The organism is Neptunomonas concharum, from assembly GCF_008630635.1.
GTDB classification, from domain to species: domain Bacteria; phylum Pseudomonadota; class Gammaproteobacteria; order Pseudomonadales; family Balneatricaceae; genus Neptunomonas; species Neptunomonas concharum.
In genome coordinates, this window is record NZ_CP043869.1 from 2622567 (window position 1) to 2645389 (window position 22823).

Annotated in this window: 23 protein-coding genes; 16 read left to right on the forward strand and 7 right to left on the reverse strand. The window is 46.6% G+C overall.

Annotation, left to right across the window (positions count from 1 at the left end; genetic code table 11):
- Positions 1-166 precede the first annotated feature (166 nt).
- From F0U83_RS12390 to yjgA, 13 genes are all read left to right on the forward strand, one after another.
- Positions 167-1123 carry a calcium/sodium antiporter gene (locus F0U83_RS12390; RefSeq protein ID WP_138986910.1) on the forward strand — a complete coding sequence of 319 codons (957 nt, stop codon included), beginning with the start codon at positions 167-169 and terminating at the stop codon, positions 1121-1123.
- Between the two features lie 17 nt (positions 1124-1140).
- Positions 1141-2115 (forward strand): KpsF/GutQ family sugar-phosphate isomerase, encoded by a 975-nt coding sequence (locus tag F0U83_RS12395; RefSeq protein WP_138986909.1) that lies wholly within the window; start codon positions 1141-1143, stop codon positions 2113-2115.
- The gene (locus tag F0U83_RS12400; protein ID WP_138986908.1) at positions 2115-2651 is read left to right on the forward strand and encodes a KdsC family phosphatase; all 537 of its coding nucleotides are present in this window, start codon (positions 2115-2117) and stop codon (positions 2649-2651) included. The genes F0U83_RS12395 and F0U83_RS12400 overlap by 1 nt, the downstream gene beginning before the upstream one ends.
- A complete protein-coding gene (lptC, locus tag F0U83_RS12405) occupies positions 2651-3226 on the forward strand; it encodes an LPS export ABC transporter periplasmic protein LptC (RefSeq protein ID WP_138986907.1) in 576 nt (191 codons plus the stop codon). The genes F0U83_RS12400 and lptC overlap by 1 nt, the downstream gene beginning before the upstream one ends.
- Positions 3213-3734: a lipopolysaccharide transport periplasmic protein LptA gene (gene lptA, locus F0U83_RS12410; protein WP_138986906.1), complete on the forward strand. Its 522-nt coding sequence runs from the start codon at positions 3213-3215 to the stop codon at positions 3732-3734. Before lptC ends, lptA begins: the two co-directional genes overlap by 14 nt.
- Positions 3735-3736: 2 nt before the next feature.
- On the forward strand, positions 3737-4465 hold the full coding sequence (gene lptB, locus F0U83_RS12415) for an LPS export ABC transporter ATP-binding protein (RefSeq protein ID WP_138986905.1): 729 nt from the start codon (positions 3737-3739) through the stop codon (positions 4463-4465).
- Between the two features lie 37 nt (positions 4466-4502).
- Positions 4503-6068, forward strand: coding sequence for an RNA polymerase factor sigma-54 (locus F0U83_RS12420; protein WP_150036814.1), 1566 nt, complete (start codon positions 4503-4505; stop codon positions 6066-6068).
- Between the two features lie 44 nt (positions 6069-6112).
- Positions 6113-6403 carry a ribosome hibernation promoting factor gene (gene hpf / locus F0U83_RS12425; protein ID WP_138986903.1) on the forward strand — a complete coding sequence of 97 codons (291 nt, stop codon included), beginning with the start codon at positions 6113-6115 and terminating at the stop codon, positions 6401-6403.
- A 20-nt stretch (positions 6404-6423) separates the two neighbouring features.
- On the forward strand, positions 6424-6879 hold the full coding sequence (gene ptsN, locus F0U83_RS12430) for a PTS IIA-like nitrogen regulatory protein PtsN (protein ID WP_138986902.1): 456 nt from the start codon (positions 6424-6426) through the stop codon (positions 6877-6879).
- Between the two features lie 14 nt (positions 6880-6893).
- Positions 6894-7751 carry an RNase adapter RapZ gene (rapZ, locus tag F0U83_RS12435; RefSeq protein WP_138986901.1) on the forward strand — a complete coding sequence of 286 codons (858 nt, stop codon included), beginning with the start codon at positions 6894-6896 and terminating at the stop codon, positions 7749-7751.
- Positions 7752-7777: 26 nt separating this feature from the next.
- On the forward strand, positions 7778-8047 hold the full coding sequence (locus F0U83_RS12440) for an HPr family phosphocarrier protein (RefSeq protein ID WP_138986900.1): 270 nt from the start codon (positions 7778-7780) through the stop codon (positions 8045-8047).
- Positions 8048-8147: 100 nt separating this feature from the next.
- Positions 8148-9500, forward strand: a complete 1353-nt coding sequence (gene mgtE / locus F0U83_RS12445) for a magnesium transporter (protein WP_138986899.1) — start codon at positions 8148-8150, stop codon at positions 9498-9500.
- A gap of 4 nt (positions 9501-9504) precedes the next feature.
- Positions 9505-10026, forward strand: coding sequence for a ribosome biogenesis factor YjgA (yjgA, locus tag F0U83_RS12450; RefSeq protein ID WP_138986898.1), 522 nt, complete (start codon positions 9505-9507; stop codon positions 10024-10026).
- On the opposite strand, the gene F0U83_RS12455 is transcribed toward yjgA, so the two are convergent.
- From F0U83_RS12455 to F0U83_RS12485, 7 genes are read right to left on the reverse strand one after another with little or no spacing between them, the layout of a single operon-like run.
- On the reverse strand, positions 10023-10838 hold the full coding sequence (locus F0U83_RS12455; protein ID WP_138986897.1) for a carbon-nitrogen hydrolase family protein: 816 nt from the start codon (positions 10836-10838) through the stop codon (positions 10023-10025). The two genes, yjgA and F0U83_RS12455, sit on opposite strands and share 4 nt — an antisense overlap.
- Positions 10835-14728: a YhdP family protein gene (locus F0U83_RS12460; protein ID WP_138986896.1), complete on the reverse strand. Its 3894-nt coding sequence runs from the start codon at positions 14726-14728 to the stop codon at positions 10835-10837. Before F0U83_RS12460 ends, F0U83_RS12455 begins: the two co-directional genes overlap by 4 nt.
- Positions 14729-14750: 22 nt before the next feature.
- Entirely contained in the window at positions 14751-16223 is a 1473-nt protein-coding gene (rng, locus tag F0U83_RS12465) for a ribonuclease G (protein WP_138987147.1), read from the reverse strand.
- Positions 16224-16260: 37 nt separating this feature from the next.
- Complete coding sequence (locus tag F0U83_RS12470; protein WP_138986895.1) at positions 16261-16842, reverse strand: Maf family protein; 582 nt, start codon at positions 16840-16842, stop codon at positions 16261-16263.
- Between the two features lie 36 nt (positions 16843-16878).
- Positions 16879-17367 carry a rod shape-determining protein MreD gene (mreD, locus tag F0U83_RS12475; protein WP_138986894.1) on the reverse strand — a complete coding sequence of 163 codons (489 nt, stop codon included), beginning with the start codon at positions 17365-17367 and terminating at the stop codon, positions 16879-16881.
- Positions 17360-18244: a rod shape-determining protein MreC gene (mreC, locus tag F0U83_RS12480; RefSeq protein ID WP_138986893.1), complete on the reverse strand. Its 885-nt coding sequence runs from the start codon at positions 18242-18244 to the stop codon at positions 17360-17362. The genes mreD and mreC overlap by 8 nt, the downstream gene beginning before the upstream one ends.
- A gap of 58 nt (positions 18245-18302) precedes the next feature.
- Positions 18303-19340: a rod shape-determining protein gene (locus tag F0U83_RS12485; protein ID WP_138986892.1), complete on the reverse strand. Its 1038-nt coding sequence runs from the start codon at positions 19338-19340 to the stop codon at positions 18303-18305.
- A 143-nt stretch (positions 19341-19483) separates the two neighbouring features.
- Between F0U83_RS12485 and gatC the strand changes: the two genes are divergently transcribed.
- Genes gatC through gatB form a run of 3 tightly spaced genes read left to right on the forward strand, consistent with a single transcriptional unit; the run spans position 19484 to position 22716 of the window.
- The gene (gene gatC / locus F0U83_RS12490; protein ID WP_138986891.1) at positions 19484-19771 is read left to right on the forward strand and encodes an Asp-tRNA(Asn)/Glu-tRNA(Gln) amidotransferase subunit GatC; all 288 of its coding nucleotides are present in this window, start codon (positions 19484-19486) and stop codon (positions 19769-19771) included.
- A 29-nt stretch (positions 19772-19800) separates the two neighbouring features.
- A complete protein-coding gene (gene gatA / locus F0U83_RS12495) occupies positions 19801-21252 on the forward strand; it encodes an Asp-tRNA(Asn)/Glu-tRNA(Gln) amidotransferase subunit GatA (RefSeq protein ID WP_138986890.1) in 1452 nt (483 codons plus the stop codon).
- Between the two features lie 12 nt (positions 21253-21264).
- A complete protein-coding gene (gatB, locus tag F0U83_RS12500) occupies positions 21265-22716 on the forward strand; it encodes an Asp-tRNA(Asn)/Glu-tRNA(Gln) amidotransferase subunit GatB (RefSeq protein WP_138986889.1) in 1452 nt (483 codons plus the stop codon).
- The last annotated feature ends 107 nt before the right edge of the window (positions 22717-22823 follow it).

Sequence of the window (22823 nt, forward strand, 5' to 3'; positions counted from 1 at the left end):
CAACATCACCAGTCTGTAAGACTTACCGGCTAGTGCAAGGGTTGAAATTAAGGCGCCAACTATACCATCAGGCGCTTAAAACATGAACAGATCCTGTATTTAACTTGCACCTGTTTTTGGTTCTGTTTTAATAGGCGCCTTCTTATTAACAGGTTTATTGTCTGCCATGCTATTTCCGATCCTATCTATACTTGCTGGGCTTGTCGTTTTAGTCTGGAGCGCCGATCGTTTTGTTATCGGCGCCGCAGCTACTGCCAAAAACTCCGGCATGTCGCCACTACTCATTGGCTTAACCATTGTGTCTTTTGGTACCTCAGCTCCGGAAATATTAGTCTCTCTGATGGCATCGCTAAGCGGGTCAGGCAATCTCGCCGTGGGTAATGCAGTAGGCTCTAATATCGCCAACATAGCGCTTGTTCTGGGTATTACTGCGATGATCGCTCCATTACCTGTCAAATCCGCTGTACTAAAGAAAGAGATCCCTTTGCTCGTAGGTGTCACCCTGTTAGCTGGTGCGCTGTTATACGATCTCCATCTATCTTTGACGGACGGTATAATCCTCGTTACCGCTTTGTTGTTTTGTCTCGTACTGTTCGCCAAATTTCAGCAAAGCAGCGACCCGGACGATCACTTAAATGATGAGGCCGAAGAGATCCCTGAGATGGCCACAAAAACAGCTATTTTTTGGCTCGTTCTCGGCCTTACCCTGCTTATCATAAGCTCTAGAATGCTCGTTTGGGGCGCAGTTGAAGTTGCCACTCAAATGGGTGTGTCTGAGCTAGTAATAGGATTAACAATCGTCGCGATTGGTACCAGTTTGCCTGAGCTAGCCGCCTCGGTCGCGAGTGCTTTAAAAAAGCATCACGACATTGCATTAGGCAACGTTGTAGGCTCTAACATCTTCAACTTAGCAGCCGTCATGGCGATCCCCGGTTTTGTTAACCCCATTACTATGGATGCAGTAGCTTTCAATCGAGACTATCTTGTCATGCTAGCTGTCACCATTACCCTGGTTATTTTTTGCCTGATTCAAAAGCCTGCAAGGATCAATCGTTTAGAAGGCGGGCTACTGGCTGCAGCTTATGCCGGTTATATGTTTGTGCTGTACACTATGTCGATCTGATAAAAAAGGCGAGCATCATGGATACAATCAAATCCTTTTTAGACTCTGCTATCCGCACTATTAAACTTGAAGCAGAGGCGGTTAGCGATCTACTAAATCACCTTGATGGCGACTTTGAAGCTGCATGTGACGCAATGATAAATTGCCGGGGTCGTATTATTGTTACCGGCATGGGAAAATCAGGGCATATTGGCAACAAAATAGCGGCTACACTGGCCAGTACCGGGACACCTTCATTCTTTGTTCACCCTGCTGAAGCCAGCCATGGGGATATGGGTATGTTTACGGCTGATGACGTTGTACTAGCCCTTTCAAATTCTGGAGAAACCGCAGAAATTGTCACTATTTTGCCCTTAATCAAACGGCTGGCAATTCCTTTGATTAGTATTACCGCCAATCCTAACTCCACCCTCTCTCAAGAAGCCGACGCCAACTTGCACATTGGTGTAGAAAAAGAAGCCTGTCCTCTCGGCTTAGCCCCCACATCCAGCACAACTACCCAATTAGTACTTGGCGATGCGTTAGCGATAGCACTTTTAGAAGCCAGAGGCTTTAGTGCAGAAGATTTCGCGTTTTCACACCCAGGTGGCAGCTTAGGGAGAAAGCTACTTCTCAAAGTCAAAGATATTATGCACAGCGGCGAAGATGTCCCTCGTGTATCTTCCGGCACACCTATCCACGAAAGTCTATTAGAAGTAACAGACAAGCGCTTAGGTATGACCACGGTAACGAACACACAAGGGCAACTCATTGGTATATTTACCGACGGTGACCTTCGTCGAACCTTGGATCAAGAACTCAACCTAAAAAATACAAGTATTGATCAAGTGATGACTCAACATTGTACGACCGTTTCAGGGGAACTATTAGCGGCTGAAGCGTTACAAATAATGCAATCAAAAAAGATCAATGCGCTAATCGTCTGCGACCAAGAGAACCGCCCTGTTGGGGCACTAAATATGCACGACATGCTGAAGGCAGGGGTCATTTAATGAAACGAATAGAGACGCCAGCACTTAAAGAGAAAGCCGCTAAGATTAAATTAGCAGTCTTCGATGTAGATGGCATTATGACAGATGGTAGCCTTCACTTTTTACCCGATGGTCGTGAAGTCAAGATGTTCAATACGTTAGACGGCCTAGGTCTGAAAATGTTACACCAAGCCGGCATCGAAACCGCTATCATTACAGGCAGGCGCTCACCACAAGTCGAAATTCGCGCACAAGCGCTGAATATCTCCTACTTACGTCAAGGGAGAGATGATAAGTTAGCCGCACTTGAGGAGCTATGGACGATGACCGGCCACAGCGCGCAAGACACCGCTTATATTGGCGACGACTTACCTGACCTCTCTGCTATTAAAGCGGTAGCTTTTGGGTGCACTGTGCCAAATGCACACCCCTTTGTAAGGGAACACGCTGATTGGTGCACGGAAAGAACCGGTGGATATGGCGCCGCAAGGGAATTCTGCGAAGCTATCCTTGAGGCGAAAGCCTTACTCGAAAAAGCCTACCAAGACTTTTTATAATGTTGCCTCTGAACCGTAACCAAACCCAGCTATTTCTCGCAATTGCGTTACTGGTGCCTGTGTTCATGTATTGGATTCTACAAACAGACGCAGACCAAGGCTCATCCGACATGCCACCAATAACCAGTGGTGTGGACTATTTTATGAAGGACGTCAACGTTAGAGAGTTTAGCGCCACAGGACACCTAGTACGCACGCTCAACGCTAGTGAATTAAACCACTTCCCTGAGAAGCAAGGCTCCGCTCTGACTACGCCCAAAATAGCGTTACATCGGCCAGGTGCTAGCCGCATTAACTTTCAAAGCAATAAAGGCTTTAGTTCAGACACAACTCAATCATTGCAGCTTGATGAAGCGGTAGTCGTCACGCATAATTCCACCAATGAAGCGCCGACTGAGCTAACCACGTCATCATTAACCCTGCTTCACCTTGAAGGCATAGCAAAAACAGATGCGCCTATCGAGATCCGTCAAAAAGGACACACTACTACAGCGACGGGTATGATTATCAACTACAACACAGGTGTATCTGAGCTTTTATCAGATGTGAAAGGTACTTTTTATGCAGACCAATAAACGCTCATATCATACTCTACTGAGCATTCTAGGAGCTTACTTCTTAGGATTAACCTCCTTCGCTTACGCACTCCCTTCAGATAAGCATCAGCCGATTCACATCAGTGCTGACGCAGCACAGATCAATGAAAAAACAGGCACCACAACCTACACCGGCAATGTACTCATGAAACAAGGTTCAATGGAGATCAAAGCGGCCCGTATTGATCTCTATCGTGAAAAAGACAGCGTTAGCCGCATTATTGCAAACGGTTCCCCCGCTAATTTCCGACAGCAAGCAGCTGAAGATAAGCCTATTACGGATGCCTTTGGCGAAAAGCTTGATTATTTAATCGCCAAACAGACCATTACGATCACAGGCAATGCAAAAGTCCAACAAGAAAGCGACCAGTTTACCGGTAGTAAAATTGTTTATCAGATGGACAAAGCCATCGTAAATGCCTATAGCGGCGAAGGTAAAACCGGGCAGCGCGTCCAGATGGTTATTCAACCTAAGGCTAAGCCCTAATTATGAGTAAATTGCTTCAAGCTCTGCACTTGGCCAAAGCCTATAAGAAACGCCAGGTTGTTCGCGATGTCTCCTTAGAAGTAAATAGCGGGGAAATTGTAGGGTTGCTGGGTCCAAATGGAGCTGGAAAAACAACCTGTTTTTATATGATTGTAGGCTTAATTCAAGCCAATGATGGAGCCATCCGCATTGGCGATGATGACGTAACCCGTGATCCTATGCACCTTCGTGCAAGGAAAGGGATTGGCTACCTGCCACAAGAAGCGTCTATTTTTCGAAAGCTAAGCGTCAAGGATAACCTGATGGGTATTCTAGAGATGCGAAAAGAGCTGACGCCCTCCCAAAGGGAAACGAAACTCGAAACCTTACTTGAAGAATTCCATATCTCTCATTTGCGAGAAAGCCTAGGTATGAGCTTATCCGGCGGTGAGCGCCGAAGAGTGGAAATCGCACGAGCTCTAGCTTCTGAACCCTCCTTCATTTTGTTAGATGAACCCTTTGCGGGCGTAGATCCAATCTCAGTAAATGATATCAAACAGACTATAAAGCACCTACAATCTAAAGGCATAGGCATATTAATCACAGACCATAATGTTAGAGAAACACTCGATATTTGTGAAAAAGCCTATATTGTAAGTGAAGGGGTAATTTTAGCCCAAGGCACTCCCGCAGAGATACTCGCCAACGATCAGGTGAAAGCGGCCTATTTGGGTGATACCTTCAAACTTTGAGTAGATTGATACCGCTTAGGAGTATTGTTGTAATTTTATGAAGCAGTCATTACAACTTAAAATGGGTCAGCACCTAACAATGCCCCCTCAATTGCAGCAGGCTATTCGCTTACTGCAATTATCGACGCTTGATCTCCAGCAAGAGATCCAAGAAGCGCTCGACAGCAACCCTATGCTTGAGACATCAGAAGAAGCGGATGAGCTTCATGAACAAAGCCAGCCAGAACAGGCGGATAACGCCACTCAATCAGCTGAGCCCGAAACAACCTCTTCGAAAGAGCATACTGATAGCGCTTATGAGGAACCTAGCAACAGCCAAAACGATTCACTTGATGAGTATCAAGAGACAGAAGACTCTTTTGACGATCAGTGGAATGATCGCATCCCAGAAGAGCTTGCTACGGACTCATCATGGGATGATACCTTTCAAGCATCTACCAATTCTGGCAGCACAACCCATAGGGATGAAGACTTGCCCTTTGAGTCCAATGATAGTGCAGAAGAAACCCTTCAGGACCACTTGCTCTGGCAGCTTAATCTTACGCCAATGAGCCCTACGGATCAGATGATCGCCGAGGCGATTATTGACGGTATCGATACCGAAGGCTATCTACGTATTTCATTAGATGAGCTGCTTGAGCATTTCGTCCAAGAAGAATCTGAACTTTTTCAGGATGCTGAATTGGATGAGCTTGAGGCTGTACTGCACCGCATTCAGCAATTTGATCCGCCAGGTGTTGCAGCACGCGATTTAGGTGAGTGCCTGAGCATACAGCTACAGCAATTACCTCCTGACACGCCCCTTTTGAAGCAATCAGTGATGCTTTGTCGCCAATATATACACCTGCTAGGTAGCCGAGACTATAAGCAGTTGATGCGTAAACTGAGGCTAAAAGAGCCGCAACTTCAAGCCATCATTACGCTGATTCAATCGTTAAATCCGCATCCAGGATCTTTTATATCGAACAGTAAAGCCGAGTATGTCATTCCAGATGTATATGTAGAGAAAATTCGTGGTGTATGGACTGTACGACTTAACTCGGAAGCCTCACCTAACTTACAGATAAACACCCGTTATGCAGACCTCATCAGGCGAGCAGACAACAGTGCAGACAATACCTACCTCAAGAGTCATCTGCAGGAAGCTCGCTGGTTTATCAAAAGTTTACAAAGCCGTAATGAAACTTTGTTGAAGGTTTCAAGCCAAATCATTGAAAGACAGTCTGACTTTCTAGACTTCGGCCCAGAAGCGATGAAACCCATGGTTTTACATGACATCGCGGAGGCGGTAGAGATGCATGAATCTACGATATCTCGTGTAACCACTCAAAAATATATGCATACACCTAGAGGGATTTTTGAGCTTAAGTACTTCTTCTCCAGCCACGTTAGCACAAGTGACGGAGGGGCTGCGTCATCCACAGCCATACGCGCAGTCATCAAAAAACTGATAGCCGCTGAAAATCCAACTAAACCTTTAAGTGATAATAAAATAGCCCAACTATTAGATGAAGAAGGTATACAGGTCGCACGGCGAACCATCGCCAAATACCGGGAAGCAATGGGAATTGCGCCTTCAAATGAGAGAAAGCGTCTGATTTAATGAACACACTACGACATACCTGTCGTGTCAAAAGGAGACTTAATATGCAAATCAATATCACTGGCCACCATGTAGAACTGACAGAAGCTTTATCTGAATACGTACACACTAAATTTGAAAAGCTGGAACGCCACTTTGATAACATCACAAACGTTCAAGTGACACTAAGTGTAGATAAATTACGTCAAAAAGCTGAAGCCGATATGCATATTGCAGGTGGGGAAGTATTTGCCACCAGTGAACACGAAGATATGTATGCTGCTATCGACGGTCTCACTGACAAACTCGATCGCCAGATCATCAAGCACAAAGAAAAACTGAAAAGTCACAAATAACCATTAGATTTATAGCACACATGTCCATTATATCTTTGCTATCACCCGAACGAACGCTTCAACATATTGAAGGCGGCAGTAAAAAGCGCATTCTGGAGTTTGTAAGTAACATCATTGCAGAATCAAACGGCAGTATTGTCGCAGAAGATTTATTTAGTGGATTGATAAGCAGAGAAAGGCTGGGCAGCACCGGCATTGGCGAAGGTGTGGCGATCCCACATTGCCGCCTTGCCGGTATTACCGAAGCGATCGGTGCGCTGATCCATTTATCTGAACCCATTGATTTTGATGCGATAGACAATCGCCCCGTAGACCTACTCTTCTTTTTGCTTGTTCCTGAAGAAGCCTGTGAAGAACATCTAAATATTTTAGGGAAACTCGCTGAGTCCTTTAGTCAAGAAGCGATTAGAGAACAACTAAGAAAAGCTGACTCCAATACTCATCTGTTGCAAGTGGCTTCAGAAGTTTTTAACTAAACAGCAGAGTAACAATGAAACTCATCATTATCAGTGGCCGCTCAGGTTCAGGTAAAAGTACAGCCCTTCAGGCACTGGAAGATGTCGGATATTATTGTATCGACAACTTACCTGCCATGCTGATGCCCGATTTAGTCACTCACATGCTAAATGATGATGCGCAGCTCAATAAAATTGCGGTCTGCATTGATGCACGCAACCTGTCCAGCAATCTGGAAAAGGTGCCGCAGATGTGGACATATTTTCGCCAATATCCAGAAATTTCCGTAGAGCTTGTCTACCTAGACGCCTCATACGAAACACTGCTGCAACGTTATAGTTCCACGCGGCGCAGACACCCCATGGCAGAAAGAGTCAGTAATCTTCCTGATGCGATAGAATATGAAAGGAAGTTACTAGAACCTATTACGGACCTTGCTAATATCAGGATAGATACTACCCGTTTATCTATCTATGAACTGAGAGACGCCATTAAGCTACGCGTTGCGGACCGTGCGGAGCAATCACTCTCTCTGCAATTTGAGTCGTTTGGTTTTAAACATGGCGTCCCATTGGATGCAGACATTGTATTTGATATGCGGGTTCTGCCAAACCCTTACTGGGTGACTGAATTAAGACAGTACACAGGGCTAGACCAACCTGTCCAAACATTTCTCAGTGCTGCACCTGAAGTCACCGAGATGATCCATGACATCCAACACTACATTGAAAAGTGGTTACCTCACTTTATCAAGAATAACCGTAGTTATATGACGGTCGGTATAGGATGCACAGGTGGTCATCACCGCTCTGTTTATGTTTCAGAGCAACTAGCTAGTTATTTCAAAGAACATATGGATAATGTCAATGTACGTCATAGAGAGTTACATTGAGCTAAGACCAAGAAGCGGATATAGCAATGCTTGAAAAGAAGATAACGATTATTAATAAACTGGGGTTGCATGCCAGAGCAGCAGCCAAGTTAATTGGCACAACCAGCCGCTTTTCAGCTGACATCCGTCTCGAAAAAGATGGCCGCGAAGTCGATGGTAAGAGTATTATGTCAGTTATGATGCTTGCCGCTAGCAAAGGGACAGAACTTACCATCAAAACTGATGGTGAAGACCAAACAGAAGCGATGCAGGCCATAGAGACGATCATTAATAACCGCTTCGACGAAGACGAATAATTTTTAACGCCCTACCACTGAAGCTATTAACGCATTCCGCTATACTAATCCGCAATTTTTAGCAACATTGACCCCTCTTTGGGCATCAGCAAGGGATATCATGACAACCCGTGAAGAAACCACAGCACTAGACAAGCTTAACCGTGCTTTAGAAAGCGGCGCGCTTCAGCAGGTACGCTTCACGTTGAACACTTCGCTTCGTCCGGTGGAAGTGGCACACCTGCTAGAGAAATCTCCACCCAAAGAACGTCAAATTCTCTGGAATCTCATTAAAGAAGAGAATGAAGGTAAAGTACTCCAGTATTTGCCTGATGATATCCAGGCAGACATTCTCAGCACCATGGATACAGACCGTGTTTTAGCGGTTACTGAGAGCCTTGATACAGATGATGTCGCAGACATATTACAGCAGCTCCCAGAACGGGTAACCAAAGAGCTGCTACAAATCATGGACCAGCAAAACCGGGAACGCTTAGAAGAGATTCTGGGCTATCCGGAAGATACCGCTGGTGGCTTGATGAACACCGATACGGTGACGATCCGCCCAGACATCACCGTAGAAACCGTATTACGTTATATACGCAGGCATAATGAAATCCCTGAGATGACTGACAGCTTATTCGTTGTGAGTCGAAAGAAAGAGTCCTATATCGGCATCCTGCCACTCACAAAGCTATTGGTTTCAGACCCTAATATTACGGTTAGGGAGATAATGAATACCGATATTGACCCAATTCCTGCCGACATGCCGGATGACGAAGTTGCTAAACTGTTTGAAAAGCATGACTTAGTTTCAGCACCGGTGGTCAATACTGAAGGGCGACTTCTCGGCCGTATCACCATTGATGACGTGGTTGACGTTATTCGTGAAGACGCTGACCACTCATTAATGAGCATGGCGGGCTTGGATGAAGATGAGGATACTTTTGCCCCTTTAATGAAGACCACACGCCGTCGTGCTGTTTGGTTGGGTATCAATCTGATTACAGCCCTGACCGCCTCGGCTGTGATTGGTATTTTTCAAGACACCATAGATAAAGTGGTCGCTTTAGCGGTACTGATGCCCATTGTCGCGTCCATGGGTGGGATCGCAGGTAGCCAGACTCTGACATTGGTCATTCGCGGCCAGGCACTAGGTCATGTAGAGCGCTCCAATGCTGGCTGGTTACTGAATCGAGAGTTGTTGGTAGGCGGCTTAAATGGCTTATTATGGGCACTGGTGGTGGCAGGTGTGTCCATTTTTTGGTTCGAAGACACGACCATCGGATTAGTCATTGGTTTAGCCATTATCATCAACCTGATTGCCGGTGCGCTGTCCGGGACACTACTACCATTGATTTTAAAGAATTGGGGTATAGACCCCGCATTAGCTGGCAGCGTCCTGCTAACAACGATTACAGATGTGGTAGGTTTTTTTGCCTTCCTGGGTCTGGCAACCTACTTCTACGGATAACAGCATGAATGAAGATAATTTCGACAACCTTGAATATGACGATGAAAACTGGGTCAGCCGCTCGCAGAAGAAACGAGACGTCGAGGCATTGCAAGATATTGGCGTAAGACTGGTCGAGCTAAAACCCGATCAACTTGAAAAAATAGACATTAGCGATACCCTTCGTGATGCGGTCATCGAGGCAAAGCGTCTGACTTCACGCAGCGCTATCCGCCGACATATGCAATATATCGGTAAACTCATGCGCAATGAAGATGGCGAAGAGATACAAGCGGCCATTGACCGCTTTGATGTCACAACCCAGGCGCATAATCAGGTTTTTCATAAGTTGGAAAAGTGGCGGGACCGGCTCATTAATAATGAGAAAGGGATGTTGGATGTTATTTTAACGGAATACCCACAGACTGATATGCAACACCTAAGACAGTTAGTACGAAACGCTCAGAAAGAGCAGAGTCAAAATAAACCACCGGCAGCCACCCGCAAATTATTTAAATATTTGCGGGAGCTTGAAGAGACTCGTTAGACGGATCGCCTGTGCTGAAGCACAGGCATCTTCTGCCTGATACACCTTAACAGTTCCTGATCGATCTCGGCAACAGCGACCCCTTCCCCTCTCGTCAAGCGGCTGGCAACACCCCCCCATGGATCGACAATCATAGACTGCCCGGACGTTTCTCTCGCTTCATCGTGACGTCCACCTTGATTAGCACCTATAATATAGCACTGCGTTTCTATCGCCCGAGCTCGTAGCAACACCTCCCAATGCGCCTCACCGGTAACCCGCGTAAACGCAGAGGGGACAACAATGATATCCGCGCCTCGCTCTCTCAACGCCCAGAAATGATGGGGGAAACGCAAGTCATAACAGATGCTTAAACCAACGCCACCCAGCGGCGTATCCACAACTACTAAGTGATCACCAGGCTCTACAAAATGGGACTCACGATAGCTACCCTGCCCATCGGATACATCCACATCGAAAAGGTGGCGTTTATCATAGCGAGCAACTTGCTCACCCTTATCCGAAAACACCACGAGTGAAGAACGTACCCGCGTCGACTGCGGTGTCGAGGTTAATACCGGGAAGGAACCTGCAAATATCCAAACCGCTAGCTCTCGAGCTAACTCGCTAAGCCAATGAAAAACGCTACCCGTTTTTTCTTCATCCTTAGCAAGCTCGTATAAATTTTGACTATTAAATAAGGCAAAGTTTTCAGGCAATAGCAACAAGTTTGCGCCCTGAGCTGCCGCTTCACGGAGCAATCGCTCTGCCTGCTTTAAGTTAGAGATGACTGTCGCTCCAGAAACCATCTGGATCGCCGCTACTTTACTCATTGTGCTCCCCCTGGCTGCAAATCACTCTGCTGTTCATCAGGTTTATTTACCAACGATTTAATAGAGGGCTCTCCCCATGGACCTGAAAGCTCATAACTCAAGGTAGATACTTTCTCCAGCTTATCCCCCATGAGCTTATCTATGAGAAAAACAGCACCGGCTATCTGTGGTGCACCCAACAATACAGCTGCAATGGGTAGATTTCCTGTGACAGGAAGCACCACTTCCATTCGACTATCCAAAGTCTGATTTGCGATATCTAGACTTCCTGAGAGTTCAACATTGGCAGATGGCCCTGAAAGCTCCAGTGGCTTTTGACTTTGTGCAACCCCATTGGTAAGCACGTAGTCCGCACTTAATCGATCGAAAGCAACACCCTTTTCAACCAAGTCTGAAAAATTCAAGCTTAAGCGGCGTGCTAGGGTATTAAGATTGAGAATGCCAAAAATACGTAAAATATTACTGGTTTCCCCTGTCTCAACCAAACGCCCTTTTTTTAATAACATTGTGAAAGGGCCATTTAAACTCGACGCTTGAAAATGCCAAGGATAGCCTGTCCAAAAAAGCTTGCTCTCAAAGAAACTCTGTTGCGACTCCAATACATTGCTATACCCAAAGGTTGACAGTAATTGCCCAAAATCCTTGCCTTCCAACGTTCCCTCAAAGAAACTAACTGGCTGTTGCTGGCGTATTTCCCAACCAGCGCTACCTTTGAACTGAAAATCCAATAAACTACCTTGTAGATTCTTTAGCGACATAGCTCCTTTGTCTAAAGTCTCTATCGTAGCGCTCCACTGACCTAACGGCGTCCCTTTCCACACTAACTGATCAATCGCCAGATCAACACTAGGCCAACCTGATAAATCATAAACTTCAGATTTGGGCGTGGTCAGCTGCTCCAATGAACTCATTGAGTCTGATTCAACCTTAAGGTGCTTAAGCTTCAGGGAGTATACGCCGCGAGTGTTAGGCACCAGTTCACCATTCACCTGCGGGCTGGCAACAGCCAAAGAGAAACCTTCGATGGACTCTCGATATTTCAAATCTAGGTCGTTGATTGCCACATCACCCATTTTAAGTTGCCCAATGGACATTGCTATTTGCATGGGTACTTTAGGTGCTTCTGTAGCTGTCTTTTGATTTTTTGCCTGAGAAGCGTCCCATATCTCATTCCTTTGTAGAAAGTGATATACCTCCTGTGCATTCACGGCCTCTAGTGCCCCATCAATCGTAAACCCGCTCTCGGTAGGCTCGTTAGGGCGATCTCCCCCAAACCGAAGCCGCGTCCATGATACTCCCTCGTTATTCTCCTTGGTCACTCCTCTTAGCTTATCGCTCAAGTTATAACGCCAAACAGAAGCCGTATTACCTAGCTGTCCAACCACCTGTAGCGAAGACGTATTACCAGCCTCTTTCCCCAAAGGAGCAGGTGCTTCTATGACAGTCCCGCGAAGATCAGAGTCCACCACTAACTTATTGCATAGTGCAGACCCTGAACAAAGATCAAGCCGTGCATTTAGCGGTATATCTCCTGACACGCTGTTCACTAAAGGGAGAGATAGCCAGCTCATAATCGCTGACGCATCAGCTACACTGCTAAGATAAATACGCGAAAGCTGAGGCAACTCTTTAGTAGCTGGCACCGTTTCTATGCGAGCATTAACCGGCCGCCCTAAGAACTGCCCGGTAATTTTTTTCGAAGCCAACCCTCGTGCTGAGGTGTAATCAAGCTCACCCGAGACACGAGTAAATGAAATATTGCTTTTACTATCCGTGAGCTGCACATTATTCAGCTGACCATGCACCTTAATATCAGGGTTTTGCTTACCTTGAAGCGGTAAATTAACCCGCACCTCTGTTTGGTGACGCCCCGAAAGTTCCCACGCTTCGAACCCCTCCCCCACGCTCTCTTTTAAGCTCGTGGTTAGTAAAGTTTGGATATCACTCGCACTACCAGAAAGGCGAGTTTCAACCGTGAGAAGGTCGGAGTCTGATGGAAGACTTACTGACACATATTCAGCCTGGCTAGATAGTAACGTCGCTTGCCTACTTTCAATCTGCAAGTCACCTTGATCGAAGCTGAGAAGAAGGTCTACTTGAGTAACTTCAGGCCAATCCGGCTGGAATTTTACGGTAGCATCTTCAACATCAAAAAATAATTGAACGGTAGGGGGCGCCCTTCCTTCCATAATCCGTGTGCCTGTTCTTAGCAACAGCATCCCGTCATTCACTCGCCCGCCTTTTATCCCCTCTTTTACCCATTGCCATAAGCCTTCGCCCACCTCTTGCGGCGGCATATAGGAAGCAGCCTGAAGACCATCTGCATCCTTAAGAGCGATGAGTAACACTAGCTCAGTTTGATGGCGCCGATCGATTGGTAAAAACATACTGAAACGACCCGCAGCGGTCAGCGATGAGTTTTTCAGATTAAGCAAATTACTACTGACCGTTACGACAGGCCGTTCATGTCCCTCTCGGGCTTCAATGTTCCAGCTTACACGCCCCTGCGCCTGATCATAATGCCAATTTTCAGCAAACAGATCAGGAAATCCCATGACAAAATCCGTAGTATGTAAGTCGATTGAACCGCCATCGGGCCGAATAGTTAAGCGCCCTGAAACATTCCCGAGATGAGGTGCCCCGTAGTAGTCCTGAACCGTAACCTGATCCAGGTCAGCCGCACCAGAAAACTGGCTAAGCTCTTCTGGACTCTCCCAAGACAACAGTAAGTTTTTCACTTTACCTGTGGGTTTAAGCGTCACCAATGCATCCTGAATCTCTTCATGAACATAAGGTTTGTTTTTGAACCAGTCAGACAACTGCAAAAGATCAAGCTCCGTAGCACCCACGCTTAGCAATTGAGGCGTGCCTGATTTCCATCGAAAATTCACAAACTGCTTAGGCAACAATAACTGCTGATTGACTGTAGACAGCAGCATATCCGAGATCACTAGTTGGTACTGTTCATGTTGTGTAGGCTGCAAGGAAAAGTTCAGTCGGCTTGCTTGTAGCGTATCCAGCCCTTCTTCTTGAAACTCCAGTTGGCTTAATTCCACATCACCTTGTAAGGCAGTAATGCGCCCTTTATCGAAGGTTGCCCATACTTCAGTATCCAACTCCAACCGAGTGGGAGTGATGGGTAATTCAATTGCCTTCAACTCAAGTAGATGCTGCCCTAGATTTTTAGCACGCGCATAAAAACTAATGGCGCCCTCTAATGGCTGTTCTTCAGGTAAACGACCAGCCTCAATAGCAAACTCGAAGTCCGATGTTCCCGTTGGCAGGTGGATAACTGCCGAACCATATATGCGATGCTGATCTCTAGCATTATTTAAAGAAAACACCATTGGAGAGATATATCTGACATCTCCAGTTTCAGGGTGCAATAACAGACTGATATTTTCAAACGAGGCTTCGGGTTGGCGTATCAGGGTTTGAATCAGACGTTTAGAGAAATCCAGCTGCTCAGAACTATTTTTAGTCTCACCAGAGTCAACAGCTACCCATCTGCCCTCTTGCTGCCACAGTGCTATTTCTGCTTGCGCTATTTTCAGGCTCGCAAAAATTGGCGCCCACTCATATACAGATGCAAAGAAATCAAACTTAGCTTCGAGTTTATGAATTTTGAGGTGCCTGACAGGCCCTTGTTCAGAGTCGGAGGTGCTCTCCAGATCGGATATGATAAGTGTGGGATACAGCTGCTCCCAGCTTGCTTTGATAGAGCCTATTTGAATGCGCGTCCCTGTTTGGCTCGACAGGTAAGATTCAATTTTTGTTTTTTGCGTGCCAATTGCAGGAAACGCGTACTTCAAAGCCGCCACAGCGATAGCTGATAGTAAAATCAGCGATAGTGCTACCCAGCCTAACCCGCTATCGATACGTCTTAGCATTGATTTTTTCCAATCTGCACAATCAGCGCAGTACTACATCATACTGCTCAGGACTGTACATCGCTTCCACTTGGAAACGAATCGTTTTATTAATAAAGGCTTCTAGTTCAGCCACATGATCAGACGCATCATCTGTCAAATACTCAACAACGGCAGAGGATGCTAAGACTAAATACGTTTCCGTGTCATAAGCACGGTGCTGACGAAGAATCTCTCTAAAAATCTCATAACAGACGGTTTCTGGCGTTTTAATCGAACCTCGCCCCTGACACTGATTACAAGGTTCGCACAGTATGTGCTCCAAGCTTTCACGTGTGCGCTTTCGAGTCATTTCAACCAGACCCAGCTCTGAAACCCCCGTAACCTTGCACTTAGCATGATCCCGTTCTAAAACTCTTTCCAGCGTACGCAACACCTGCCGCTGATGCTCCTGCAACTCCATATCAATGAAGTCGATGATAATAATACCACCTAAGTTTCTTAATCTAAGCTGTCTACCTATCGCCGTTGCAGCTTCCAAGTTGGTTTTAAAGATGGTCTCTTCAAGATTTCGGTGGCCAACAAATGCCCCCGTGTTAACATCCACAGTGGTCATCGCTTCTGTTTGATCAAAGATCAAATAACCACCTGATTTGAGGTCTACTTTGCGCCCGAGCGCCTTTTGCATCTCATCTTCTACATTGTACATATCGAAGATTGGACGCTCTCCGGGGTAATACTCCAACCGATCACGAATTTCAGGAACTAGAGCTTGTGCAAACTCCTCAGCTTTTTGGAAGGTTTCTCTGGAGTCGATACGAATACGTTCTATACCGCTATGCGCCATATCCCGTAGTGCACGCATATTTAACGGTAGATCTTCATACACAATACTGGGCACGGGCGCCGTTGTTAGCTTGCGCTCAATCGCCTTCCATAAGCGCTGTAAGAACTGCACATCTGCCTGAAGCTCCGCCTCTGCGGCACCTTCAGCAACCGTTCGTAGAATAAAACCCGCTTGGTCAATTTCGTCTGATTTTTCTTCTACACAGCTTTGTAAGGCATTACGTAAGCGTTCACGCTCCTCAGCATCCTCTATACGCTGTGATACACCAATATGGCTATTGGCTGGCATATAAACCAAGTAACGAGATGGGATGGAGATATGTGTGGTTAATCTAGCACCCTTGGTGCCGATAGGGTCTTTAGTCACTTGAACAACTAAAGATTGCCCTTCTCTGAGTACTTGAGAGATAGATGTACTATTTTTCTCTTCGCTACTCGACTGCTGTGGCAAAACATCCTCAACATGGATAAAGGCTGCACGCTCCAAGCCTATTTCAACAAAAGCCGCTTGCATACCTGGCAATACCCTGACCACTTTCCCTTGGTAGATATTCCCAACAATACCTCGCCGTGCAGATCGCTCGACATAAATTTCCTGAGGCATTCCATTCTCTATTACAGCCACCCGCGTTTCCATGGGTGTGAAGTTGATGAGTATCTCTTCACCGATGCTTGTTGCCACAGGTACCTTCCTGTTTTTTAGGTCGTTATGTCCAATATTGGATTCCATTTTCTTCTAGGAGTTCAGCCGTTTCGGCTAAGGGTAAGCCCACCACCGATGAATAACTCCCTTCTATCTTATCAACAAAAACAGCACCCAATCCTTGGATACCATACCCTCCGGCTTTATCCTGAGGCTCACCGGTCAACCAGTAACGACGACACTGCGCCTCATTCAGGGTTTTAAACGTCACTTTTGTTGAAACAACCAGTCCTTTGGTTTCTCCAAGTATAGTCAATGCAACGCCAGTTATAACGTCATGTGTTTTACCCGACAACCGCATCAACATCGATACGGCTTCCTCTTCATTCTCGGGCTTTCCCAAAATCGCGCCATTAATAACAACACTGGTATCGGAGCCAAGCACTCCCACAGACGGAGAATCAGCAAAACGCTCATGACCAACCTTTGATTTTTCACAAGCTAAACGGAGCACATACGTCTCAGGCGTTTCATTGGGGAGTACGCTCTCGTCGATATCGACACTCACTTGCGTAAAACGAACACCTATTTGCTGTAAAAGCTCTTTTCGGCGGGGAGAAGCAGAAGCGAGTATCAACGATTTCATAAATTCACAGAAGAACTCTTTAAAATTAACATCAAATTAGTTAACACGAAACGTGCGACGGATACCCCGAAGTAAAACAAACACCCATGGCCACAACAACGCGCTGACTAAAGCTGGCAGCAAAAATACAAGGGTGTCACCAGTGGTACCGACAAAAGACTGGATCCAGTGGAAGATCAACTGATTGATACCCACCAGCACAAAAACCATCATTGCTTGCTGCCATAGCGGGTACATACGCAAACGCTTATGAAGCACCAGTGTAATGAACGCAACAATCGTCAATGACAAGGCATTCATACCTAACAGACTACCTTTAATCACATCCAACGCTAAGCCTGACACCCAAGCTGAGCCTATACCAAAACGGTGCGGCAAGGCCATTACCCAATAAATGACGATCATGGCAACCCATTCAGGGCGCCACCAAACCAGCATATCAGGCAGAGGCATCTGACTTAACACAAACCCCACTATTAAGGTTCCTACAACAATCAGAACGCCACCAGGGTGCTGATCAGCCATCGGACACCGCTTCCTCTGTCGAAGGTTGATCCGTGTTTTCAGCAGGGTCTTGGATAGGTTTTTCTAAATCGTTTACAAGCAATAGATGACGGCTCTTATCGAGTCTTGCGGCAGGCTGCGCTTTCACGATAGAAAATGGACGACCCGGATCTCTGACCACACTGGTCACAGTTGCTACTGGGTAACCATAAGGGAAGCGTCCTCCCAAACCGGAAGAGACCAAAAGATCTCCCACACGTACATCTGCAGTATCAGGAACATGTTCCAACTCTATCTCATCTAAGACCCCCTTACCTAGAGCGATAGCGCGTAGACCGTTACGATTAATCTCGACAGGTAAAGCATGGCGGGCATCCGTAATCAGCATAACCCGACATGTATAGTGGGATGTATCAACCACTTGCCCTAATACACCGCGTGAGTCCAATACAGGCTGACCAATAAAAACTCCATCTTCACTACCCTTTCCTAGAATAATTTGATGTTGAAATGGGTCTGGATTAACACCAATAAGTTCAGCTAGTTGAATCTCATTTTCGATACGCTCACGGCCATTTAGCAACTCTCTTAGACGTACATTTTCTGCAATCAAGGAAGCCATCTGTTGAACTTGCTGCTCTAACAGAATCATTTCTGAGCGTAATTGATTGTTCTCTTTCACCAATGCCCGGCGGCTAACAAGCACCCCTGATAAATCATCAGCGACTCGCGAGGGAAGATCCACCAACCACTGAATCGGTGTCAAAACCAACGACAAAACGCCACGGGCTTCTTTTGTGCGCGACTGATTGACATCACTAATCATGAACGCGATGGCCAAGATAACGAGGATAACGAAAAAAAGGCGGGGAATACCGCCTCTAAATATAGGATTCATAGCACCGCTCTCCTAGCAGGAAAGCGGGTGTATTTAAGACATTCCACGACAACCGCCGTTACTCAAATGTCAGCAGCTCGAACGCATGCTTATCCAACAACTCTAGTGCACGACCGCCACCACGGGCAACGCAGGTTAGTGGATCTTCAGCCAGAATAACCGGTAAACCGGTTTCTTCGCTGATCAAACGATCAATGTTTCTTAGCATCGATCCACCACCGGTTAGCACAATACCACGCTCAGCAATATCGGAAGCCAACTCAGGAGGACACTGCTCAAGTGCACTCTTTACTGCCTGCACAATAGAGGACAGTGGCTCTTGAAGCGCTTCAAGAATCTCATTGCTGTTTAAAGTAAAGCTACGAGGAATACCTTCTGCAAGATTACGACCACGTACATCAATCTCTAGCACTTCATTACTCGGATAAGCCGTGCCAATCTCTTGCTTGATGCGTTCAGCAGTTGCTTCACCAATCAAGCTGCCATAATTGCGCCTAACGTAGGTGACAACTGCTTCGTCAAAGCGATCACCGCCGATACGAACTGACTCAGCATAGACGATGCCGTTCAGGGAAATAACAGCAATCTCTGTCGTACCGCCACCGATATCAACAACCATAGAGCCACTGGCTTCTTCTACTGGTAGTCCAGCACCAATCGCCGCTGCCATCGGTTCTTCAATCAAATACACTTCGCGGGCACCAGCCCCTAAAGCAGACTCTTTAATCGCTCTGCGTTCAACCTGCGTCGACTTGCAAGGAACACACACCAAAACCCGTGGGCTTGGCGAAAGAAAACTATTGTCATGCACTTTACTGATAAAGTACTGCAGCATCTTTTCAGTTACATGGAAATCCGCGATTACGCCGTCCTTCATCGGACGTATCGCTGTAATATTGCCAGGCGTGCGCCCTAGCATTCGTTTAGCATCAGCCCCAACCGCTGCGACAGACTTTTGGTTACCCGTTTGACGAATAGCCACCACTGAAGGTTCATTCAGTACAATGTCTTTATCACGAACATAAATTAGCGTGTTGGCGGTACCCAGATCGATGGAAAGGTCACTTGAAAAAAGACCTCGGATTTTCTTGAACATGTGTAATGCAAACCTTAAAAGTTACGGGTATAGCCGAAGTATTGTAAAAACACGTAACTCTAACAATGGCGGGGATTTAGAGCAAGGAACAAATATGTTAAGTTACCCCTTTTCGCCACAACTGAGACGTCAGTGAGATAAATATGGCTCTAGATAGAACCGATGTAGAAAAAATCGCCCATCTGGCTCGTCTGCAGATCGATGATAATGATGTGCCTGAATATGCCCGAAATTTGTCCAACATTTTGGACTTAGTAGATCAGATGCAATCTGTCGACACAGATGGAGTCACTCCCCTTGCTCACCCACTTGATGCAGTTCAGCGTCTAAGAGCTGATCAGGTCAGCGAACAGAACCAACGTGAGCAGCTGCAAGCTGTATCACCTGCTGTAGAAAACGGCCTGTTCCTTGTGCCTAAAGTCATTGAATAATACAGATGCCAGACGATTCAGGAAAAACCATGTTAAATAAAACACTCGCCGAGCTGGCCAAAGGTCTTGATCAAGGTGAATTCAGTAGCGTTGAACTCACTCAAGCCTATCTTGATCGCATTAATAAAGAAGATAGCCGTTACAATAGTTTTATCACGGTAACTGATGAACTCGCACTTCGTCAGGCGGCTGATGCTGATGCCATGCGTGCTGCCGGCCAAGCCACTGCAATGACAGGATTACCGTTAGCCCACAAAGATATTTTTTGTACCCAAGGCGTCCGTACCAGCGCAGGTTCCAAGATGCTGGATAACTTTGTATCGCCTTACGATGCCACGATCATTCGAAAATTCAATGCAGCAGGCACGGTCAGCTTAGGCAAAACTAATATGGATGAGTTCGCCATGGGCTCATCGAATGAATCCAGCTTCTACGGTGCCTGCAAAAACCCTTGGGATCTAGACCGTGTACCTGGCGGGTCATCAGGGGGGTCAGCAGCCGCAATTGCCGCAGGCCTTACACCCGCCGCGACGGGCACCGATACTGGCGGCTCTATCCGCCAACCAGCAGCCTTTTGCAACTTAACCGGACTCAAACCGACTTACGGTCGCGTATCACGTTACGGAATGATTGCTTATGCATCTTCGCTGGACCAAGGTGGCCCAATGGCACTCACCGCCGAAGACGCCGCTATGATGATGAATGTTATGGCGGGATTGGACCCGCTGGACTCCACCAGTACAGATAAAGCGGTACCGGATTATACAGCCTCTTTGGATCAACCTCTTAGCGGCCTGAAGATCGGCTTGCCTAAAGAGTTTTTTGCCGAGCAACTTAATCCCGAAATCGCCGCCACCGTCCAGGCCGCTATTAAGGAATATGAAGCCTTAGGTGCTACCGTAAAAGAGGTCAGCTTACCCAATACAGCGTTATCTGTACCAGCTTACTACATCATTGCCCCCTCAGAAGCCTCTTCCAACCTGTCACGCTTTGATGGTGTTCGCTATGGCTACCGCTGTGAAGAGCCTAAAGACCTAGAAGATATGTACAAGCGTACCCGTGGTGAAGGCTTCGGCACAGAAGTAAAGCGCCGTATCATGGTCGGCACTTATGCTCTTTCAGAAGGCTTCTATGACGCCTACTATAAGAAAGCACAGCAGATTCGCCGACTCATCCAGCAGGATTTTGTACGCGTACTCTCTGAAGTCGATGTCATTATGGGGCCAACGACACCCACAACCGCATTTAAGCTGGGCGAAAAAACCTCCGACCCAGTCGAAATGTATATGGAAGATATCTTCACGCTATCACTCAACTTGGCGGGCTTACCCGGCATGTCGATTCCTTGCGGATTCAGTAATGGCCTACCTGTAGGCTTGCAGATCATTGGCAACTATTTTGCTGAAGAAAAGCTGCTGAATGTAGCTCATAAATTCCAGCAGGCAACTGACTGGCATACCCGCAAGCCCGAAGGTATCTGAGAGGACATATAGATGGAATGGGAAACAGTGATCGGGCTTGAAATTCACGCTCAGCTCGCAACAAACACTAAAATTTTCTCGGGTGCCAGTACCGCTTTTGGTGCAGAACCCAACACTCAAGCATGTGCAGTCGATTTAGCACTACCGGGTACACTCCCTGTATTTAATGAAAGCGCGCTGCGCATGGCGGTAATGTTTGGTACCGCCATTGACGCAGAAATTGGGAAAGTATCTGTTTTTGATCGTAAAAACTACTTTTACCCTGATCTACCGAAAGGCTATCAAACCAGCCAGCTTTTTTACCCTATTGTCGGCAAAGGGCATGTAGATATTGAACTTGCTGATGGCTCTACAAAGCGCATTGGTGTAACCCGCGCCCACCTAGAAGAAGATGCCGGCAAATCTCTTCACGAAGACTTTGCCAACATGACAGGGATCGATCTTAACCGTGCAGGCACACCACTATTAGAAATCGTATCAGAACCTGATATGCGCTCTGCCGAAGAAGCCGTTGCATACGTTAAAAAGATACACTCGCTTGTGACCAACTTAGGTATTTGCGATGGCAACATGGCAGAAGGCTCCTTCCGATGCGACTGTAACGTTTCAGTTCGATACAAAGGAGAGGAGAAATTCGGGAATCGTACAGAAACCAAAAACATCAACTCTTTCCGCTTTATCGAAAAAGCGATTAAAGGTGAAGTTGAACGCCAGATCGATATTCTTGAAGATGGCGGCAGCATCACTCAAGAAACTCGCCTGTACGATGCGGATAAAGATGAAACGCGCTCCATGCGTAGCAAAGAGGAAGCTAATGACTACCGTTACTTCCCTTGCCCCGACCTTCTACCCATTGTGATCGATGATGAGTATATCGATACAATCCGCCAATCGCTCCCAGAACTGCCGGATGCTCGCCAGGCACGCTTTATCGAAGCCTACAGCCTGTCTGAATACGATGCTGGCGTTATTTCTGCTTACAAACCCATGTCCGACTTTTTCGAAACGGTTGTACAAGTATCAGGAGATGCCAAGCTATCCGCTAACTGGGTCATGGGCGAATTAGCTAAGCATCTCAATCAGAATGATACAGATATCAGCGTAAGCCCTGTCACGGCAGATCAGCTGGGTGGACTGCTACTTCGCATTAAAGACAATACTATTTCGGGCAATATTGCTAAGAAAGTCTTTGAGACGATGTGGTCAGAGGGCGGAACCGCTGATGAAATCATCGAAGCCAAAGGACTGAAGCAAGTAACCGACAGCGGCGCTATCGAAAAGATCGTCGACGAAGTCATCGCTGCTAATCAGAAGCAGGTTGAACAATATATCGCGGCAGAGCCTGATAAACGCGGAAAAATGATCGGTTTCTTCATGGGGCAAGTAATGAAAGCCTCGGGTGGCAAAGCCAACCCTGGCCAAGTTCAAGGCGTAATGAAGAAAAAACTAGACTCGCTATGTTAAGCGCTTAGTTACCCCCCCCTACTCCAAGCCGGCACCTGTCGGCTTTTTTGTAGCATTTTAAAAACACTCAACAGCCTAAAGTAGATTTGGCCTATCGAAATACCAAT

What these genes read in the sequence shown, in the direction of transcription:
- F0U83_RS12395 (WP_138986909.1), top strand. Translation starts at nt 1,141, where the DNA reads ATGGATACAATCAAATCCTTTTTAGACTCTGCTATCCGCACTATTAAA.
- F0U83_RS12460 (WP_138986896.1), bottom strand. Translation starts at nt 14,728, where the DNA reads ATGCTAAGACGTATCGATAGCGGGTTAGGCTGGGTAGCACTATCGCTG.
- mgtE (WP_138986899.1), top strand. Translation starts at nt 8,148, where the DNA reads ATGACAACCCGTGAAGAAACCACAGCACTAGACAAGCTTAACCGTGCT.
- mreD (WP_138986894.1), bottom strand. Translation starts at nt 17,367, where the DNA reads ATGGCTGATCAGCACCCTGGTGGCGTTCTGATTGTTGTAGGAACCTTA.
- ptsN (WP_138986902.1), top strand. Translation starts at nt 6,424, where the DNA reads ATGTCCATTATATCTTTGCTATCACCCGAACGAACGCTTCAACATATT.
- yjgA (WP_138986898.1), top strand. Translation starts at nt 9,505, where the DNA reads ATGAATGAAGATAATTTCGACAACCTTGAATATGACGATGAAAACTGG.
- lptB (WP_138986905.1), top strand. Translation starts at nt 3,737, where the DNA reads ATGAGTAAATTGCTTCAAGCTCTGCACTTGGCCAAAGCCTATAAGAAA.
- F0U83_RS12485 (WP_138986892.1), bottom strand. Translation starts at nt 19,340, where the DNA reads ATGTTCAAGAAAATCCGAGGTCTTTTTTCAAGTGACCTTTCCATCGAT.
- rapZ (WP_138986901.1), top strand. Translation starts at nt 6,894, where the DNA reads ATGAAACTCATCATTATCAGTGGCCGCTCAGGTTCAGGTAAAAGTACA.
- lptA (WP_138986906.1), top strand. Translation starts at nt 3,213, where the DNA reads ATGCAGACCAATAAACGCTCATATCATACTCTACTGAGCATTCTAGGA.
- hpf (WP_138986903.1), top strand. Translation starts at nt 6,113, where the DNA reads ATGCAAATCAATATCACTGGCCACCATGTAGAACTGACAGAAGCTTTA.
- gatC (WP_138986891.1), top strand. Translation starts at nt 19,484, where the DNA reads ATGGCTCTAGATAGAACCGATGTAGAAAAAATCGCCCATCTGGCTCGT.
- F0U83_RS12400 (WP_138986908.1), top strand. Translation starts at nt 2,115, where the DNA reads ATGAAACGAATAGAGACGCCAGCACTTAAAGAGAAAGCCGCTAAGATT.
- mreC (WP_138986893.1), bottom strand. Translation starts at nt 18,244, where the DNA reads ATGAATCCTATATTTAGAGGCGGTATTCCCCGCCTTTTTTTCGTTATC.
- F0U83_RS12470 (WP_138986895.1), bottom strand. Translation starts at nt 16,842, where the DNA reads ATGAAATCGTTGATACTCGCTTCTGCTTCTCCCCGCCGAAAAGAGCTT.
- gatB (WP_138986889.1), top strand. Translation starts at nt 21,265, where the DNA reads ATGGAATGGGAAACAGTGATCGGGCTTGAAATTCACGCTCAGCTCGCA.
- gatA (WP_138986890.1), top strand. Translation starts at nt 19,801, where the DNA reads ATGTTAAATAAAACACTCGCCGAGCTGGCCAAAGGTCTTGATCAAGGT.
- F0U83_RS12420 (WP_150036814.1), top strand. Translation starts at nt 4,503, where the DNA reads ATGAAGCAGTCATTACAACTTAAAATGGGTCAGCACCTAACAATGCCC.
- lptC (WP_138986907.1), top strand. Translation starts at nt 2,651, where the DNA reads ATGTTGCCTCTGAACCGTAACCAAACCCAGCTATTTCTCGCAATTGCG.
- F0U83_RS12455 (WP_138986897.1), bottom strand. Translation starts at nt 10,838, where the DNA reads ATGAGTAAAGTAGCGGCGATCCAGATGGTTTCTGGAGCGACAGTCATC.
- F0U83_RS12440 (WP_138986900.1), top strand. Translation starts at nt 7,778, where the DNA reads ATGCTTGAAAAGAAGATAACGATTATTAATAAACTGGGGTTGCATGCC.
- F0U83_RS12390 (WP_138986910.1), top strand. Translation starts at nt 167, where the DNA reads ATGCTATTTCCGATCCTATCTATACTTGCTGGGCTTGTCGTTTTAGTC.